At 73.6% G+C, this 18,347-nt stretch carries 13 protein-coding genes and 1 other RNA gene; 11 read left to right on the forward strand and 3 right to left on the reverse strand.

Annotated features, from left to right (window positions below; genetic code table 11):
- Nucleotides 1-72: 72 nt before the first annotated feature.
- Nucleotides 73-3,651 carry an FtsK/SpoIIIE domain-containing protein gene (locus tag IE294_RS26865; protein WP_189890307.1) on the reverse strand — a complete coding sequence of 1,193 codons (3,579 nt, stop codon included), beginning with the start codon at nucleotides 3,649-3,651 and terminating at the stop codon, nucleotides 73-75.
- A 396-nt stretch (nucleotides 3,652-4,047) separates the two neighbouring features.
- On the opposite strand from IE294_RS26865, the gene IE294_RS26870 reads away from it, so the two are divergent.
- The 4 genes from IE294_RS26870 (at nucleotide 4,048) to IE294_RS26885 (ending at nucleotide 9,578) form a co-directional block, all read left to right on the forward strand.
- Nucleotides 4,048-5,751 (forward strand): serine/threonine-protein kinase, encoded by a 1,704-nt coding sequence (locus IE294_RS26870; RefSeq protein ID WP_189890309.1) that lies wholly within the window; start codon nucleotides 4,048-4,050, stop codon nucleotides 5,749-5,751.
- 111 nt (nucleotides 5,752-5,862) lie between these two features.
- Nucleotides 5,863-7,089: a serine/threonine-protein kinase gene (locus tag IE294_RS26875; protein WP_189890311.1), complete on the forward strand. Its 1,227-nt coding sequence runs from the start codon at nucleotides 5,863-5,865 to the stop codon at nucleotides 7,087-7,089.
- 84 nt (nucleotides 7,090-7,173) lie between these two features.
- Complete coding sequence (gene prfB / locus IE294_RS26880) at nucleotides 7,174-8,280, forward strand: peptide chain release factor 2 (RefSeq protein WP_189890313.1); 1,107 nt, start codon at nucleotides 7,174-7,176, stop codon at nucleotides 8,278-8,280.
- 296 nt (nucleotides 8,281-8,576) lie between these two features.
- Entirely contained in the window at nucleotides 8,577-9,578 is a 1,002-nt protein-coding gene (locus tag IE294_RS26885) for a hypothetical protein (protein WP_189890315.1), read from the forward strand.
- A 76-nt stretch (nucleotides 9,579-9,654) separates the two neighbouring features.
- Here IE294_RS26885 and IE294_RS26890 read toward each other — a convergent pair whose 3' ends face one another.
- A complete protein-coding gene (locus IE294_RS26890) occupies nucleotides 9,655-9,855 on the reverse strand; it encodes a hypothetical protein (protein WP_189890316.1) in 201 nt (66 codons plus the stop codon).
- 274 nt (nucleotides 9,856-10,129) lie between these two features.
- Here IE294_RS26890 and ftsE point away from each other — a divergent pair, with 274 nt between their 5' ends.
- The 5 genes from ftsE (at nucleotide 10,130) to ssrA (ending at nucleotide 14,135) form a co-directional block, all read left to right on the forward strand.
- Entirely contained in the window at nucleotides 10,130-10,819 is a 690-nt protein-coding gene (ftsE, locus tag IE294_RS26895) for a cell division ATP-binding protein FtsE (RefSeq protein ID WP_030610589.1), read from the forward strand.
- Between the two features lie 42 nt (nucleotides 10,820-10,861).
- A complete protein-coding gene (gene ftsX / locus IE294_RS26900) occupies nucleotides 10,862-11,779 on the forward strand; it encodes a permease-like cell division protein FtsX (protein WP_189813635.1) in 918 nt (305 codons plus the stop codon).
- Nucleotides 11,780-11,847: 68 nt separating this feature from the next.
- A complete protein-coding gene (locus tag IE294_RS26905; protein ID WP_189890318.1) occupies nucleotides 11,848-13,035 on the forward strand; it encodes a S41 family peptidase in 1,188 nt (395 codons plus the stop codon).
- 68 nt (nucleotides 13,036-13,103) lie between these two features.
- Nucleotides 13,104-13,646, forward strand: coding sequence for an SsrA-binding protein SmpB (gene smpB / locus IE294_RS26910; protein WP_229917363.1), 543 nt, complete (start codon nucleotides 13,104-13,106; stop codon nucleotides 13,644-13,646).
- Nucleotides 13,647-13,765: 119 nt separating this feature from the next.
- Nucleotides 13,766-14,135: a transfer-messenger RNA gene (gene ssrA / locus IE294_RS26915) on the forward strand.
- A 66-nt stretch (nucleotides 14,136-14,201) separates the two neighbouring features.
- Here the strand turns inward: ssrA and IE294_RS26920 are convergent.
- The gene (locus IE294_RS26920; protein ID WP_229917357.1) at nucleotides 14,202-15,440 is read right to left on the reverse strand and encodes an MFS transporter; all 1,239 of its coding nucleotides are present in this window, start codon (nucleotides 15,438-15,440) and stop codon (nucleotides 14,202-14,204) included.
- An 84-nt stretch (nucleotides 15,441-15,524) separates the two neighbouring features.
- Between IE294_RS26920 and IE294_RS26925 the strand changes: the two genes are divergently transcribed.
- Entirely contained in the window at nucleotides 15,525-16,502 is a 978-nt protein-coding gene (locus IE294_RS26925; RefSeq protein WP_189890320.1) for a LysR family transcriptional regulator, read from the forward strand.
- Between the two features lie 225 nt (nucleotides 16,503-16,727).
- Nucleotides 16,728-18,344, forward strand: a complete 1,617-nt coding sequence (locus tag IE294_RS47840) for a hypothetical protein (protein ID WP_229917358.1) — start codon at nucleotides 16,728-16,730, stop codon at nucleotides 18,342-18,344.
- Nucleotides 18,345-18,347 lie beyond the last annotated feature (3 nt).

The following is an 18,347-nucleotide window of genomic DNA, read 5'->3' on the forward strand; positions in this document are numbered from 1 at the left end:
TCCGAGGGCGCGGGGGCCGGGCGGGGGCGCCGGGGAGGGGCCGGGTTCACCTGGAGGGGTGACGCGGTTCCGTCAGAGAAGGGAGGGCACCTCCGCCGCCGCGACCTCACGGGCCGCCCGCTCCACCGCGCTCGCCAGCAGCGCCAGGTCGGTCGGGCCGTTGCCCAGTTCCCGCACGGGGCGACGGGCCGGTGGGTCGCCCATGCGCTCCCAGTCCAGCGGGACGACGGTGGGCCGCTGGGTCGCGGTCCGCGGGATACGGCCCGTCACCCGGCCGCCCTGGAAGCCGGTGGCCCGCCCGTCCGCGTGCAGCAGCGTGCCGCGGCCCGGCGCCGGCTGGTCCGGCCCCGGCTGCGGGGCGTCCAGCGTGATCCGCAGCGCGGCTTGGCGCGCCGGCTCGGACTCCGCCGTACGGCCGCCGGTCCCGGCCGCCGCCACCAGGTGGACGCCGAGCCGCTCGCCTTCCCGGGCCACCGCCTCCAGCGCGCGTATCACCGAACCGGCGGCGGGCCGGCCCGGCGAACCGAGCGGCGGGGAGACCAGTGCGTCCAGGTCGTCCACGACCACGACCAGCCGGGGCAACGGCGACACGGCCGCGGCCCGCTGCCGGGCGGCGGCACCCGGCCGCAGCCGGAGCGTGGAACTGGGGGGTGTCTCGATGTCACCGGAGGAGGGTGCGGCACCGGGGTGGGGCGTGCGCTGGGCGACCAGCCGGCCGGAGACCTCCTGCCCGGCGTGCCACTGGGCGAAGTCGGTCCGGCCCAGCAGCTCCGCCCGGCGCTTCAGCTCGGCGGCCAGCGACTGTGCGAACTCCCGCATGCGGACCGGGTCGTTGGCGATGAGGTGCGTGGTCACATGCGGTATGTCCGTGCACACCCGCAGGCCCTCACCGCGGCCGGCGCCCGTGCCGACCCCGTCCCGGCCGTCGAGCAGGACCATGGCCAGCCGGTCCGGCCGCTCGGCTGCGGCCAGCGAGGCGACCACGGCCCGCAGCAGCTCGGTACGGCCGCTGCCGGCCGGCCCCTCGATCAGCAGATGCGGCCCGTCGGCCACGAGATCGACGGTGACCGGCCCGCGCGGCCCCGCGCCCAGCACCGCGCGGGCCCGGCCGCCCAGCGACCGCGTGTCGTCGGCCGCGTCGGCCCAGCGGGCCATCAGCGACGCCGGGGTGGCCCGGGCCAGCCCCAACTCGTCCAGCAGCCGGGCCGACTGGGGCAGCGGCGTGGCCACGCGCGCGTGGTGCTCGCCTGCGGGGCCGTCCGGGCGCAGCGGTGCGAGCGCCCGCGCGAACCGCTCGGCCCAGGCGGCGGAGACGGCGTCGACGGTGGCGGGCGAACCGGGGCCCACGGGACCGCCCGGCGCGACCCGCGTCAGCCGCAGCGTGGCGGCGACGTCTCCGCTGAGCAGTGCCACGGCACCGCAGTGCCGGAACGTCGGCGTCACCGCGCAGGCGGCCTCGTACGTCTCCGCCACCGGGGAGGCGGGCGACGCGGTCGGGGTCTCGGCGAGACACACCACGTGGACCCCGGCCCGCGGTCCGGCCACGGCCAGCCGCGCGAGCGCGTCCCGCAGTCCGGCACCGCCCGGATCCCCGTCCACGACGACGACGGTGAACGGTCCGCCGAAGCCGCCACCGGCACCGGGGGCTTCCCTGGCCCAGGAGGGGCGGCGGGCGGGCGGCTCGGTGTGCGAGGGGGCCCCGGCCGGGGTGGGCGTGCCGGGGCTGCCGGGGCGCACCGCGTGTCCAGGGCCACCGTAGGTCCCATAGGTCCCGTGGGTCAGGTCGTAGGTCCCGCGGGAGGCGTCCGGTGCGTGGGGGGCGTCGGTGCCGGCCGGGCCCGGGGCGGCCGGGGCGCCGGGGACCGCGGTCGGCCCCTGGACGTTCGTCGCCCCCGCCGCGTCGCGCGCGAGCGTGGGGTGGGCCGTCGTACGGCCCGTCGCCGCGTGGTCCTCCACCCGGCGCAGCAGCTCCTCCGCGCGGGCCGCCGCCTGTTCACGGTCGTAGGCCAGCAGCAGCCGGCAGTCCTGGCCGTGGCCCGGCCGGACGTGCGGGAGCCAGCCCAGCCAGGCCCACTCGGCGGTACGGTCCGCCACCGGACGTGAGTGGTCCGCGCTGATCAGCACGATCTCCAGCAGGTCGGGGGAGTGCAGCGCGGCGAGCTGGGCCAGCACCGCGCGGGCCAGCCCGGACAGCCGGGGGCGCGGACCGGCCAGGCCCAGCGCGCCCGCCTCCCGCAGCGCGGCCGTCACCGGCACCGCCGGCAGCAGGCCCGTGCCGTCCGGCGTGCTCCGGTCGGCCGTGCCGAGCCGCACGGTCAGCGCCTCGGGGTGTCCCGGCCCGCGCTCCCACAGCCGGGGCCCGGGGCCCAGCGCGGTGAGCAGCAGGGCGGCCGGGTCCGGCCAGGTCTCCGGCTGCCGCGGGGCATCGGCCGCCGGGGCGCCGCCGGCGGGGGCGGCCGTGCCGTCGTACTCCTGCGGTCCGGCCGGCTGCTCCCCGCGCCCGCCGGCCAGCCGACGCGCCCAGGCCCCGAGCCCGCGCCGCCGTACACCCTGCGGGACGTCGGTGCCCCGCAGCGGGGTCCCCGTGCGCCCGCGCGCCCGCGCGTCCTCGTCACCGGTCCCGGCGACGCCGAACCGGCCCGCGTGCGTGTCCGCACCGGATGCCGCACCGGACGCCGTGCCGCGCGCACCGGCGGAGCCACCGTCCGGGCTCTCCACGCTCGGCGCGCCGGCCTGCCCCGGCACGACGGGCGACTGCCCACGCCGGTGCTCCTGGGCCCCCGCGTCCCAGCCGGCGGAGCCGTCGTCGTAGGCGTGCCGGACACCGCCGGAGGCCCCCCACGCACCGGAACGCCCACTGCCGGAAGGCGCCACGCCGTGCGGATGCCCCGCGCCCCCGGCGGCGGAAGACGTCCGCGCGGGGGGCACAGCGGAGCCGGCCCCCGGCGGAGCCGCGTCCGACGACCCCCGCTCCTCGCCCACGGCGACCCGCACGTACCCCTCGCCGTCGGCCACCGTCCGCACCCGCATCCCGGGTCCCCCGGACGGAGTCACCCGCAGGGCGGACTCGCCGATGCGCAGCAGGCCCCCGGCAGGGACCCGTACCGGCCGCTCCGTCACCCGTACGCCGTCGAGGGACGTGCCGTTCGTGGAGCCGAGGTCGGCGACCGAGACCCGGCCGTCCGCGCCGACGGTGACCACGCAGTGCAGCCGGGAGACGTCGGGGTCGTCCAGCGGGACGTCGGCGTCGGCGGAGCGGCCGACCGTGATCCGGCCGCCGTGCAGCAGGTGGACCCCGCCCGCGTCGGGGCCGGCGACCACGTGCAGTTGGGTCGGCGCGTCGTCCAGTTCGGGATGCGGCTCGGGTGCCGCCGGGGCGCCCAGGGACAGCACGGCGCCGTCGACCAGCGGAGGTTCGCCGAGCGTGCCGCGGCGCGGGTCGAGCCGCTCGGTGCCCGCGTACAGCACCACGGACGCGCCGCCGGTCTCCCGCCCCGTGCCGCCGTCTGCGGTGACCGCCCCGGCCAGCGCCGCCGCGACCGCGGCCAGCTCCGTGCCCGCGGGAGCCGTGACCAGCACGTCGCGGCTCGCGGCGCGGCCCCGCTGCGGGGACGGGCCGAGCGGGTCTACGACGGTCAGCCGGATCTGCATCGGCGTCAGCGGTCCCTTCTGCGCGGATCTGCGCGGGCGCGGACTTCCCCCCACCCCCGCACGAGCACGTCGGCCAGCAGTCACTGAAGGCATCCCAGGGAGCTGCTGCACGCATCCTCGCACCTGCCACCGACAACGTGCCTGTGACCCGGGCAGAAGTGATCTTGATTGGTCGGCTCTGCCCCCAAAAATGCCTGACCAATACGTCATCGGCGATCAGTTGAGATCGGTCACGTCCCTCCCCGGCAACCAGCGGCCCGGGACGCGCGTCTTCCCGTCGAGCCCGCGAACGCGGTCGGGAACGCGTGCGTGGTGCCGTGGAGCACGGCCTACAGTGGGTCGGAGCACCGGAACGCAGGCAAGCGAAGCAACAGCAACCAGCAGGGAGCGCGAGACGTGCGGCCAGTCGGCAGCAAATACCTGCTTGAGGAACCGCTCGGACGCGGCGCCACAGGCACCGTCTGGCGTGCCCGCCAGCGCGAGACCGCGGGGGCCGAGGCGGCCGTGCCCGGACAGCCGGGAGAGACGGTCGCGATCAAGGTCCTGAAGGAGGAGCTGGCGAGCGACCCGGACATCGTGATGCGCTTCCTGCGCGAGCGTTCCGTGCTGCTCCGGCTCACCCACCCGAACATCGTCCGGGTCCGTGACCTGGTCGTCGAGGGTGATCTGCTGGCGCTGGTCATGGACCTCGTCGACGGTCCCGACCTGCACCGCTACCTGCGCGAGAACGGACCCCTCACCCCGGTCGCCGCGGCCCTGCTGACCGCCCAGATCGCCGACGCCCTCGCCGCGAGCCACGCCGACGGCGTCGTCCACCGCGACCTGAAGCCCGCCAACGTGCTGCTCATGCAGCACGGCGGCCAGATGCACCCGATGCTGACGGACTTCGGCATCGCCCGCCTCGCCGACTCCCCGGGCCTGACCCGCACCCACGAGTTCGTCGGCACGCCCGCGTACGTGGCGCCGGAGTCCGCGGAGGGCCGCCCGCAGACCTCCGCCGTCGACGTCTACGGCGCCGGCATCCTGCTGTACGAGCTGGTCACCGGCCGTCCGCCGTTTTCCGGCGGTTCCGCGCTCGAGGTCCTGCACCAGCACCTGAGCGCCGAGCCGCGCCGTCCCTCCACCGTCCCCGAGCCGCTGTGGACGGTCATAGAGCGCTGCCTGCGCAAGAACCCGGACGAGCGGCCGAGCGCCGAGAACCTCGCGCGCGGGCTGCGGGTCGTCGCCGAGGGCGTCGGGGTGCACGCGAACGCCGCGCAGATCGCCGCCGCCGAGGGCGTCGGCGCGCTGCTCGCCCCCGACCCGGCCCCGGCCGCCGTCCCGGGCGTGCCCGGTGCCGCCGACCCCACCCAGGTGCTGCCGACGAACGCGCCGCAGGGGGCGTACGACCCGAATGCCGCGACCAGCGTGCTGCCGCACACCGGCGGCCCGGCCGGCGCCGCCGACCCCACCGCCGTACTGCCGAACACGGGCGCGGCGGACCCGACGGCGGTCCTGCCGCCCGTCCCGCAGGGCCAGCAGGGGCAGTACGGCCAGCAGGGGCAGGGCGATCAGCCGCATCCCTGGCAGACCCAGCTGCGGGCCGCCCGCGACCGCAACGAGCAGACGCAGATCCAGTACCTGGACCCGGACGAGGACCCGTTGCGCCGCCGTCCCCAGCGGCAGGTGGCCCGGCCCCAGCAGCAGCCGCGCCCGGCCCCGCAGGGCCGCCCGCAGCAGCCGCAGCCGCGCGGCCGGCAGCAGGGCGCCGGGTACGGCTATCCGCAGCAGCAGCCCCAGCAGTACGCCCCGCAGCAGCAGCCCCAGCAGCCGCAGCGGTACGCGCCTCCCGCCCCGCCCGCGCCGCAGCGGCCCGCGCGGGAGCCCCGGGAGCCGCGGCAGCGCAGCGCCAACCGGATGAAGATCCCCGGGCTGGGCTGTCTGAAGGGCTGCCTGTTCACGATCGTCATCCTGATCGTGGCGAGCTGGCTGATCTGGGAGCTGACCCCGTTGCAGGACTGGATCGGCACCGGCAAGGGCTACTGGGACCAGATGACCGACTGGATCGGCACGGTGGGCGGCTGGATCAAGGATCTGGGCGGTTCCGGCAGCGGAAACTGATCGCTGGTTCGGAGATTTGTCGACATCTGCCGGGTGATTTCCGCCTCCGCGGTGAAGGTTGGCTCGTCGGACGCGTAGTTTTGGCGACAACACGCGTCTGTAGGAGCAGTCTTGGCACGGAAGATCGGCAGCCGGTACACCGCGAACCAGATCCTGGGGCGGGGGAGCGCCGGCACGGTGTGGCTGGGCGAGGGACCGGACGGCCCCGTCGCCATCAAGCTGCTGCGCGAGGACCTCGCCTCCGACCAGGAGCTCGTCGGGCGCTTCGTGCAGGAGCGCACCGCGCTGCTCGGCCTGGAGCACCCGCACATCGTCACCGTGCGCGACCTGGTGGTCGACGGCAACGACCTGGCCCTGGTCATGGACCTCGTGCGCGGCACCGACCTGCGCACCCGGCTGGAGCGGGAGCGGCGGCTCGCGCCCGAGGCGGCCGTGGCGATCGTCGCCGACGTCGCCGACGCGCTGGCGGCGGCCCACGCGGCCGGGGTCGTCCACCGGGACGTCAAGCCCGAGAACGTCCTGCTCGACATGCGGGGCCCCATCGGGCCGGGCGGCTCCCACCCCGCCCTGCTCACCGACTTCGGCGTCGCCAAGCTGATCGACTCGCCCCGGCGGACCCGCGCCACGAAGATCATCGGTACGCCGGACTACCTGGCCCCGGAGATCGTGGAGGGCCTGCCGCCCCGGGCCGCCGTGGACATCTACGCGCTCGCCACGGTCCTGTACGAGCTGCTGGCCGGCTTCACGCCCTTCGGCGGCGGCCACCCGGGCGCGGTCCTGCGACGGCACGTCACCGAGGCCGTCGTCCCGCTGCCCGGCATCCCCGAGGAGCTGTGGCAGCTGCTGGTGCAGTGCCTGGCCAAGGCCCCGGCCTCCCGGCTGCGCGCCTCGGAGCTCGCGGCGCGGCTGCGCGAGCAGCTGCCCACGCTGGCCGGGATGCCGCCGTTGGACGTGGACGAGCCCGACCTCTCCGAGGAGGCCGCCGAGGAGTCCGTGCCGTCGGCTCCGCAGGGTGAGCCGGTACGGCGGCGAGGGGCGGTGTCCCTGGTCCCCGGGGCCAAGCCCGACTCCAACCGCGACACGCACACCTCGATGCGGGTGCCGGGGCCGGACGAGCTGGCGGGGGGCGCGCACGGGACCGCTCGGGCCCCTCGGGCCACGGGTGCGCCCCGGCCGGGCTCGGCCCGCCACAAGGCCGCGGTGCGGCGGCGCCGGGTGACCCTCGGGGTGGCCGGGGTGGTGGTGGCCGCTGCCGTGGCCGTCGGCGCCTGGTTCGCCTCCTCCGGCGGGGACGACGACCAGCCGGCCCCGGGCACCCACAGCACCTCGGCCCCCTGACCCGGGCCCGGCCCGCCTCCCTCCCGACCCCGTCGGCCGGGAGGCGGGCCGGGGTCGCTTGCCACAGCCGTTACGCTGGAAGGCGTGGCAGTCGTCGATGTATCCGAAGAGCTGAAGTCCCTCTCCTCGACCATGGAGTCGATCGAGGCCGTCCTGGACCTCGACAAGATGAGGGCAGATATCGCCGTGCTTGAGGAGCAGGCGGCGGCCCCGTCCCTGTGGGACAACCCGGACGAGGCGCAGAAAATCACCAGCAAGCTCTCCCACCTCCAGGCCGAGGTCAGGAAGGCGGAGGCGCTGCGCGGCCGGATCGACGACCTCGCGGTCCTCTTCGAGATGGCCGAGGAGGAGAACGACCCGGACACCCGCGCCGAGGCCGAGTCCGAGCTGACCTCGGTGAAGAAGGCGCTGGACGAGATGGAGGTCCGTACCCTCCTGTCCGGCGAGTACGACGCCCGTGAGGCGCTCGTCAACATCCGCGCCGAGGCCGGTGGCGTCGACGCCGCCGACTTCGCCGAGAAGCTCCAGCGCATGTACCTGCGCTGGGCCGAGCAGCACGGCTACAAGACCGAGCTGATCGAGACGTCGTACGCCGAAGAGGCCGGCATCAAGTCGACCACCTTCGCCGTGCACTCGCCGTACGCCTACGGCACCCTCTCCGTCGAGCAGGGCACGCACCGCCTCGTGCGCATCTCGCCCTTCGACAACCAGGGGCGCCGGCAGACCTCCTTCGCCGGTGTCGAGGTGCTGCCCGTGGTCGAGCAGTCCGACCACGTCGAGATCGACGAGTCGGAGCTGCGCATCGACGTCTACCGGTCCTCCGGTCCCGGCGGCCAGGGCGTCAACACGACCGACTCCGCGGTCCGCATCACGCACCTGCCCACCGGCATCGTGGTCTCCTGTCAGAACGAGCGGTCGCAGATCCAGAACAAGGCCACCGCGATGAACGTCCTCCAGGCCAAGCTGCTGGAGCGGCGCCGGCAGGAGGAGCAGGCCAAGATGGACGCCCTCAAGGGCGACGGCGGCAACTCCTGGGGCAACCAGATGCGTTCGTACGTGCTGCACCCGTACCAGATGGTCAAGGACCTGCGTACCGAGTTCGAGGTGGGCAACCCGGAGGGCGTGTTCAACGGCGAGATCGACGGGTTCCTGGAGGCCGGGATTCGCTGGCGCAAGCAGCACGAGAAGTAACTTTGTCGACATGACAACTGCCGCCCCGGAGGCGGCAGTTGTCGTTTGTCTGGGTTTTACGTCACACTCACAGGCTTCAACTCTCCGCAAACCCCGCCCCACCGGACATTGCGCCCGCAACGGCCTTGACGTTGCTGTGAAAAGTCGGAAGGGTGGGGCGCGGCATGCGTACTCTTGGGGCGCATGTGAACCGGGGGAATCGAGTTGACGCCACTTCGTCACCAGCTGCCTCCGTCGATCACGGCACGCCCCACGCGAAGCCTCATTGACGAACAGCTACTGGGGGTAGCAACCATATGACGAAGAAGACGCGGATCCGGGTCGCGCGGATAGCCGCCGGCGCCGTGATCGCGGCCGGTGCGTCGCTGACGGCGGCCGGCGCGGCTTCCGCCCTGGACCTCGATGTCCAGGCGGGCCCGATCAGCCTCGGCGTGAGCGGTGTGGGCGCCGACGGCGGCAACACGGACGGTGGCGGCGGCTGCCCGGTCGGCATCTGCACCGACGGCGGCACCACCACCGGCTCGGCCGGCACCGACGGCTCGGGCGGCGCGGCTGCCAGCGGTGGCGACGCCTCCACGGGTGGCGACGCCTCCACGGGTGGCGACGCGGCCACGGGCGGTGACGCCTCCATCGGCGGTGACGCTTCCGTCGGCGGCGATGCCTCCATCGGCGGCGACGCTTCCATCGGCGGCGACGCTTCCATCGGTGGCGATGCCTCCATCGGTGGCGACGCTTCCATCGGCGGTGGCGACAGCACCTCCGGCGGCAACGGCAACGGCGGTGACGCCTCCACCGGCGGTGACAACGGCAACTCCGGCGGCAATGGCAACTCGGGTGGCAACGGCAACTCGGGTGGCAACAGCACCGACGGCGGCAACGGCAACGGTGGCGGCAACGGCACCGACGGCGGCAACGGCAACTCGGGTGGCAATGGCAACTCGGGTGGCACCGGCAACAGCGGTGGCAACGGCACCTCCGGTGGCGACAGCGGCACCAGCGGCTCCACCGACGGTGGCGACAGCGGCACCAGCGGTTCCACGGGCGGCGGTTCCACCACCGGCGGCAACCACACCGGCCCCGACGGCGGCAACAACAACGTCCCGCAGGACGAGGGCTCCTCGGCGCTGACCGACACCGGCTCCGACACCTCGGCCCAGGGCGGCGACAAGCAGCTCGCCGAGACCGGTGCCGGCCAGACCGCGTTCCTGCTCGTCGGCGCCGCGACGATGATCGCCGGCGGCATCGGCTTCCGCGTCCTGCCGCGCCTGGTGAGCGGTCGCGGCGGCGCCGCCGCCTGACCGTAGCCACACGGTCACGCACGGCACACGCGCAAGGGCCCGGAGCCTCAGCTCCGGGCCCTTGTGACGCTTCGGGTCAGGCGGTCTGGTGCGCCAGCAGTGCCACCGCGGCGATCAGTACCGCCAGCAGCGCGATCAGCGCCATCGGGTTCACACCGCCGAGGCCTCCGAAGAAGCCCTCCTGTTGCAGTCGCTCGCGGTTGGCACGGCACACCGGGCACCGGCCCTCGCTCACGGGCGACGCGCAGTTCGCGCACACCAACCGGTCGTACGTCATGCGCTCGCCCTCCTTGCACCGGCCATCACATGCACAACGCTCACGGGGACGAGAACGTTCCCCCGCGTTCCCGTCGTCCTTCGTTTCCCTTCCACTGTGCCAGGTTCCCGCGGCGCGTGCGCGGGGCCTCCGGGAAGGGGGGCGCGGGAAGCGACCGGTGCGCGGCCGGTACAAAAACGTACAAGTATTGCCCAACCTCATCCCGCGACTGCACTTGCACACCCGGTTCGCGTATGGTCACGCTCATCTACCCCCGGCGACCCGTGGTGCATCCGTGATCCGATTCGACAATGTCTCCAAGGTCTACCCCAAGCAGACCCGGCCCGCACTCAGGGATGTCTCCCTGGAGGTGGAGAAGGGCGAGTTCGTCTTCCTCGTGGGGTCCTCCGGCTCCGGAAAGTCGACCTTCCTGCGGCTCATCCTCCGCGAGGAGCGGTGCAGCCACGGTCAGGTGCACGTGCTGGGCAAGGACCTCGCGCGCCTGTCCAACTGGAAGGTGCCGCAGATGCGCCGCCAGCTGGGCACGGTCTTCCAGGACTTCCGGCTGCTGCCGAACAAGACGGTCGCCGAGAACGTGGCCTTCGCCCAGGAGGTCATCGGCAAGTCCCGTGGCGAGATCCGCAAGTCCGTGCCGCAGGTGCTCGATCTCGTCGGCCTCGGCGGCAAGGAGGACCGCAGGCCCGGGGAGCTGTCCGGTGGTGAGCAGCAGCGCGTCGCCATCGCGCGCGCGTTCGTCAACCGGCCGAAGCTGCTCATCGCCGACGAGCCCACCGGCAACCTCGACCCGCAGACCTCCGTCGGCATCATGAAGCTGCTCGACCGCATCAACCGGACGGGCACCACCGTCATCATGGCGACGCACGACCAGAACATCGTGGACCAGATGCGCAAGCGCGTCATCGAGCTGGAGAAGGGCCGCCTCGTCCGCGACCAGGCCCGCGGCGTCTACGGCTACCAGCACTGACCGCACCAGCACCCAGTTCCGGAAAGGCCTGAAGAACCCGCCATGCGCGCCCAGTTCGTCCTGTCGGAGATCGGTGTCGGTCTCCGCCGCAATCTGACGATGACCTTCGCCGTCATCGTCTCCGTCGCCCTGTCCCTGGCCCTGTTCGGCGGCTCGCTGCTGATGAGCGACCAGGTGAGCACCATGAAGGGCTACTGGTACGACAAGGTCAACGTCTCGATCTTCCTGTGCAACAAGCACGACGCGGAGAACGACGTCCACTGCGCCAAGGGCGCGGTCACCGAGGACCAGAAGAAGCAGATCCTCGTGGACCTGGACAAGATGCCGGTCGTCGAGAAGGTGACCTACGAGTCGCAGGACGAGGCGTACAAGCACTACAAGGAGCAGTTCGGCAACTCCCCGCTGGCCGGCTCGCTGACGCCGGACCAGATGCAGGAGTCGTACCGGATCAAGCTCAAGGACCCGCAGAAGTACCAGGTGATCGCGTCCGCGTTCAACGGGCGGGACGGCGTGCAGTCGGTGCAGGACCAGAAGGGCATTCTGGACAACCTCTTCCAGCTGCTGAACCTGATGAACCGGGGCGCGCTCGGCGTGATGGCGATGATGCTGATCGTCGCGCTGCTGCTGATCGTCAACACCGTGCGCGTCTCGGCGTTCAGCCGACGGCGGGAAACCGGGATCATGCGCCTGGTCGGTGCCTCGGGCTTCTACATCCAGGCGCCGTTCATCGCCGAGGCCGCGGTCGCCGGACTCATCGGCGGCGGCCTCGCCTGCGTGGCGCTCGTCGTCGGCCGGTACTTCACCATCGACCACGGCATGGAGCTGTCCCACAAGCTCACGCTCATCAACTTCGTAGGCTGGGACGCGGTGTTGACCAAGCTGCCGCTGATCCTCGCCACCAGTGTCCTGATGCCGTCGCTCGCCGCGTTCTTCGCGCTGCGCAAGTATCTGAAGGTGTGACGCACGCCAACGGGGTCGTACGGGCATCCGGCCGTACGGCCCCTTCGCGTTGCCCTAGACTCGCCGCCATGTCAGGCCGTGACCTGTTCTGTCAGCCCCGCCGCGTCCGCCGTGGGGCCACCCTGACATTGGTCTTCGCCGGTGTGCTGATCGCCGGTGCCGCCACCGGTTCCTTCCCGGAATCCGACCGTCCCGCGCGGAAGGCCGCCGCCGGCCCGGTGGGCCCGGCGGCCCGGCACGAGGCCGTCGAGAGGGCCGCCGCGGAGGCGCTGGCCGACGGCAAGTCCCCGATGGAGGCGGCGGAAAGGGCCGTCAGCCGCAGCGGGGACCGCTGGGCCGCGGTCTACTCCGAGGGCGAGTACGAGGAGTTCCAGGACGCGCTCGACGGCCGGTACACCGGTGTCGGCCTGTGGGCGCGGCAGGAGGCGGACGGCGGGATCGAGGTCACCCGGGTGCAGTCCGGCTCGCCCGCCGCCGACGCCGGGATCCGGGCGGGCGACCGGTTGCGCAGCGTCGACGGGAAGAAGGTCGACGGGTGGCCGGTGACCGAGGTGGTCGCCCGGCTCCGCGGCGACGCGCTGCGCGGCGACAGCGATGACGGCCCGGCCGGTACGACGGTCACCCTCGGTCTGGAGCGCGGCACGCGCGCGTGGACCGAGACCCTGCACCGGGCCCGGCTGTCCACCGACTCCGTGACCGTGCGCCGGCTGTCCGGCGGCGTCACCGTGCTCAGGATCGCCGCGTTCACCAAGGGTTCGGCCGACGCGGTCCGCGAGGCGCTGCGCGCCGCCCCCGGCGACGGCCGGACCGTCCTGGACCTGCGGGGCAACTCCGGCGGCCTGGTCACCGAGGCCGTGGACACCGCCTCCGCCTTCCTGGACGGCGGCCTGGTCGCCACCTACGACGTCGACGGCGCCCAGCGCGCCCTGCACGCCGCCTCCGGGGGCGACACCACCCGTCCCCTGGTCGTCCTCGTCGACGGCGGCACCATGAGCGCGGCCGAGCTGCTCACCGGCGCCCTCCAGGACCGGGGCCGCGCGGTGGTGATCGGCTCCCGCACCTTCGGCAAGGGCTCGATCCAGATGCCGACCGAGCTGCCCGACGGCTCGGTGGCCGAGCTGACCGTCGGCCACTACCGCACCCCCTCCGGCCGCACCGTGGACGGCCGGGGCCTCACCCCCGACCTGGAGGCGGGGCCGGGGCAGGCCCTGTCCCGGGCGCGGACCGTCCTCACCGGACTGGGCGCCCCGTCGTAGCCAGCCGTAATCGGCTGTACGCACACCCCCTGTGTGGTGCGAAAATGGTGGGCACTATGAGCAAGGGAATGTACGTACCGAAGGAGTCCCAGCCCAAGCAGGGCGGCGGGGCCGCCAAGGGCAGGGACGGCGAGAAGGGCGGCAAGCGCAAGATCGTCGCCCAGAACAAGAAGGCCCGGCACGACTACGCGATCATCGACACCTACGAGGCCGGGCTCGTGCTCATGGGCACGGAGGTCAAGTCGCTGCGCGAGGGACGGACCTCGCTGACCGACGGCTTCGTCCAGATCGACCGGGGCGAGGCGTGGCTGTACAACGCCCACATCCCCGAGTATCACCAGGGCAGCTGGACCAACCACTCCGCGCGCCGCAAGCGCAAGCTGCTCCTGCACCGCGAGGAGATCGCCAAGCTGGAGTCGAAGTCCCAGGAGACGGGACACACGATCGTGCCCCTCGCCATCTACTTCAAGGACGGCCGGGCGAAGGCCGAGATCGCTCTCGCGCGGGGCAAGAAGGAGTACGACAAGCGGCAGACGCTGCGGGAGCATCAGGACCGGCGGGAGGCGGACCGGGCCATCGCGGCGGCGAAGCGCAGGCAGCGCGGCGTCTAGCCGGCCGACCGGCCGACGGGAATAGGCTGGCATCGTCGGGCGTTGGTCACGTACGATGGCAGTGCACTCCACAGAGGGTGCGCGAACCCTCCTCGCGGAGGGGTTTGAAAAATCAACATGGGGATGATCGGTTTCGACAGCGGCTGTCGAAGCAGGGGAAGCGTGTCGAGGAAGCGGCAATGATCTCGTAAACCATATGTCGCAAAAAATAATCGCCAACACCAAGCGCGATTCCTTCGCCCTCGCTGCCTAAGTAGCGACTTGCGAAGTGTCAGCCCGGGGCTGTTCCCGACCCGGATCCTGGCATCAGCTAGGGAACTAAACCTCTAGACCCGGTCACGGGGTGTAGAGGGAAATCAAACAGTGACTGAGCCCGTCGGAGACTTGTCCGCGTGATCTCCGGGGCCGAGAAACTCGTAGCGGACTGCACACGGAGAAGCCCTGATTCCGCACCGTTGGACGCGGGTTCGATTCCCGCCATCTCCACGAGGCCCCTTCGGGGGGCCGACCCCATGTGGGCAAAGGCCCCGTCGCTTCCGAGCGGCGGGGCCTTCGTCATGGGGCGGCTCTGTCGGCGCGGGTGAGCGTGGCCACGCCGAGGGCGAGGGCGAGGGCGGCGGCGGCCAGCGGTACGGCGTACGCGGTGGTGGGGGCGAGGTGTTCCGCCGCCCAGCCGCCCGTCGCCGAACCGCACGCGATACCGGTGAGCAACCCCGTCACCATCAGACTCATCCCCTCATTGAGCCGGTCACCCGGGGTGCGCCGCTGCACCAGCGTCATCGCCGTCACCATGGTCGGCGCCGTCGCCATCCCCGCCACCAGCAGCGCACCCGCCAGCGCCGGCAGGGACCGGGTGGTGGCCGCGAGCCAGGGCAGCGTCATGAGCCCGGCCATGGCCGCCAGACACCAGGAGAAGCGCACCCCCGACGGCTTCCGTGCCCCGTACACCAGCCCCGCCGCGCACGAGCCCGCCGCCTGGAGCGCGAGCACGGCACCGGCAGCCGCGCGGTGCCCCTGCGCGTCGGCGTAGGCGATCGTGACGACCTCCATGGAGCCGAACACGGCGCCGGTCGCGGTGAAGCAGGCCAGCAGGGACGGGACACCCGGGCTGCGCAGCGGCGAGGGCCCCTGTGAACGGGGCGTCGGCGGCGGCTCGGTCGCCCGCTGGGCGAGGAACAGCAGCATGCCGGCGAGCAGCAGGAGCGCCCCGGTGAGCGTGCCCGCCTCCGGGAAGAACGTGCCGGTCAGGAAGGACGCGAGCACCGGCCCGAGCATGAAGCACAGCTCGTCCGCGGCCTGCTCGAACGCGTTCGCGGTGTGCAGCGCCCCGGGCTCGTCCCGCAGCAGATGGGCCCAGCGGGCGCGGGACAGGCCGCCGGTGTTGGGGGTGGCCGCGGTGCCGGCGTAGGCGGCGAACAGGGTCCAGTCCGGGGCGTCGTAGTGGACGCACAGCAGCAACGCGAGGCTGCCCAGCACGGACACGACCGTGGCCGGCAGCGCGACCCGGGCCTGCCCGTGCCGGTCGACCAGCCGGGCGAGCCAGGGGCCGGCCAGCGCGGTCGCCGCGAGCCCCGTCGCGGTGACGGCACCGGCGAGGGCGTACGAGCCACGGGAACCGGCGATCATCACGACCGCGCTCACGCTGAACATGCCCATCGGCAGGCGGGCGAGGAGGTTGCCGGTGGTGAAGGCACGGGTGCCGGGGAGACGGAACAGGCGGCGGTACCCGCCGGCCTGACCTCCCTTGCCGTCTATTCGGCTGTCCTGGGCGTCTCGGGTGGTCTCTTGGGGCATGGCTCAACAGTCGCCCGGAGTGGATCAGCAGGTCCAACACCTTCCGTGCCCCGATCCACGCGTTCTCGTTGTAAATTCGCCGCCATGTCCGCCCCCGCCGCCCACATCGACCCCCGCCTGCTGCGTGCCTTCGTCGCCGTCGCCGAGGAACTGCACTTCACCCGGGCGGCGGCCCGGCTGTACGTCGCCCAGCAGGCGCTCAGCCGGGACGTACGGCGGCTGGAACGGGAGCTGGGCGCCGAGCTGTTCGTACGGACCACCCGGCAGGTCACGTTGGCCCGGGACGGCGAACGCCTGCTGCCGCACGCGCGCCGGGTCCTCGCGGCCCAGGACGACCTGCTCGCCGCGTTCTCCGCCGGCCAGGCCCGCCCGCTGCTGGTCGACCTCAACTCACCGGGCCTGGCCACCGGCCGCCGCGTACTGCACCGGGCCCGCGAACTCGCCCCGGACTGCGAGCTGATGGCCCGCTACGAGAGCGGCCTCACCGGAGCCGCCGCCGAGTTGCTCGCCGGCCGTCTGGACGTCTCCTTCGGCCGGTTCGCCGGCCTGGACCCGGCGCTCCGCTCCGGCCTGGAGCAGCGGCCGGTGCGGTACGAGCCGATGGCCGTCGTGCTGCCCGAGGACCACCCGCTGGCCGCGTCGGCGCGGGTGCCGCTGTCCGCGCTGGCCGGCGAGACGGTGTACGCCGGGGCCGGCAACCCGGGCACCCGGGAGTGGACCGACCTGGCCCAGCGCCTCTTCCAGGACCGCGCCATCCGGCTCGCCCCGCCGCTCCCCCTGGCCGTCGGTGACGAGGAGTTCGGCCGCATCATGGCGAAGACCCGCAATCCGGTGCTGGCCGTCGTGGACTTCCCGCCCATGCCCGGGACGGTACGACGGCCCCTCGTCGACCCCGTCCCGCTGTCGCCCGTCTCCCTGGTCTGGCGGAAGGGGCTGGTACATCCCGGATTGACCGCGCTGCGGAAGGCGGTGGCCGAGATCGCACCGGTGGAGGGGTGGCTGCGGCGGCCCGTCGACGGATGGATTCCGGCCATGGATGAAGAGGTGATGAACGGCGGGTGACGGGCGGTGACGGGCGTGCGCCCGTGCCGACCGCGCGCGCAGCACCCCTTCGCGTGCGTTACATTCTTGGCCCGGGCACAGGGTGGTAGTGGGGGCGCTCGGGCCGGGTGGGGGCCTGGTCCGGTCGACGGGTGCCCGGATCGTGAGCGCGCCCGGAACTGTCCCGTGGGGGGATGAACGCGCGTGAAGAAGTGTCCTGAAGACGCCCAACCTGAGGGGCGAGAGGTGGCGTCCACGGGGCGCGGTGAGCCGGTGGGCGGGGGCGACGAGCGGATGAAATCGGACGCGGGGGCTGTCGCCGACGCCTGTGCCGGTGCCGGTGGTGACGCCGGCGGGGCTTCGGAGGCAGTTGAGACGGTTGCCGAGTCGGCCGGGTCCGCCGGGCTCGGTGAGCCGGGCTACTCCGCCGAACCCGGGCAGCCCGCCGGGACCGTGGCGCGCGCCGAATCCGAGGCATCCGGTGAATCCGAGGCGTCCGCCGAACCGGAGCGGCCCGCGGAACCCGTCGAGCCCGGTAAGTCCGCGGAGTCGGCCGAAGCCGGCATGCCCGTCGAGCCTGTGGCCGTTGGACCCGGTGTGCCCGCCGAGCGAGCCGACCAGGCGGAGCCTGTGGTGCCCGTCGAGCCCGGCAAGTTCGCGGAGTCCGCCGAAGCCGGTACGACCGCCGACCCGGCCGGACCCGGCGTGCGCGCCGAGTCTGTGGCCGTTGGACCGGGTGTGCCCGCCGAGCGAGCCGACCAGGCGGAGCCTGTGGAGCCCGTCGAGCCCGGCAAGTCCGCGGAGTCGGCCGAAGCCGGCATGTCCGTCGAGCCTGTTGAGCCTGTGGCTGCTGGACCCGGCATGCCCGCCGAGCGAGCCGACCAGGCGGAGCCTGTGGTGCCCGTCGAGCCCGGCAAGTTCGCGGAGTCCGCCGAAGCCGGTACGACCGCCGACCCGGCCGGACCCGGCGTGCGCGCCGAGTCTGTGGCCGCTGGACCGGGTGTGCCCGCCGAGCGAGCCGACCAGGCCGCGTCTGTGGAGCCCGTCGAGCCTGTTGAGCCTGTGGCCGCTGGACCCGGCGGGCCCGCCGAGTCTGCCGAGCCCGTCGCCGCTGGACCCGGCAAGTCCGCCGAGCCAGCCGACCAGGGCGAGCCCTCCGCCGTGAAGGAGCCCTCCGAGACCTCCGACGGCGCCGCCGCTTCCCCGGCGCCTTCCCCCGCCCCCACCCCGCAGGACGAGACCATCCAGCTGGGCGACGTACAACTCGGCGCTGTGGGCGCGGAGTCGGCCGTACGGGACACCCGTGGCTCGGACGGGCCGGTCTTCGTTGACGAGTCGGGCCGTCGTAGCCGCCGGTTCCGCCGGCTCGGCGTGGCCGTGGCCGTCGCGTGTGCCGGTTACGCCGCCGTCATCGTCGCCACCCTGCTGTCCGGCAACTCCGCCGCCCCCTGGCTGCCGGTGCCGGGCCAGCACGAGGACAAGCCGGCCGGCAAGGTGCACACCTCGCCGCTGCCCAGCGTCTCCACGACCCCGACCCCGACCCCGCCCCCGCCGGGAGCCGGCGCGGTGACCGCACCCGTGGTCGGCGCCGAGGCGGGCGGCACGGCCGTACCGGGCAGCGGAGCGCCCGCCGGCGCCGACGCCTCCGCGTCCACCGAGCCGGACGGCGGCACCGCCTCCGCGCCCGCCGCCGACGCCGGCACCACCGGTTCGCCGACCCCGTCGGCCCCGGCCACCGACGTGTCCCCGGCACCGTCCGCCACCGGCACCGCCACCGCTCCGGCACCCACGCCGACCCCGTCGGGCCGCACCCACACCCCGCCCGGTCACACCCGGCGCCCGCACCCCAAGCTCTCCCTCTGACGA

Origin of the sequence: Streptomyces canarius, assembly GCF_014650735.1 — a bacterium.
In the GTDB taxonomy this organism is placed as follows: Bacteria; Actinomycetota; Actinomycetes; order Streptomycetales; family Streptomycetaceae; genus Streptomyces; species Streptomyces olivaceoviridis.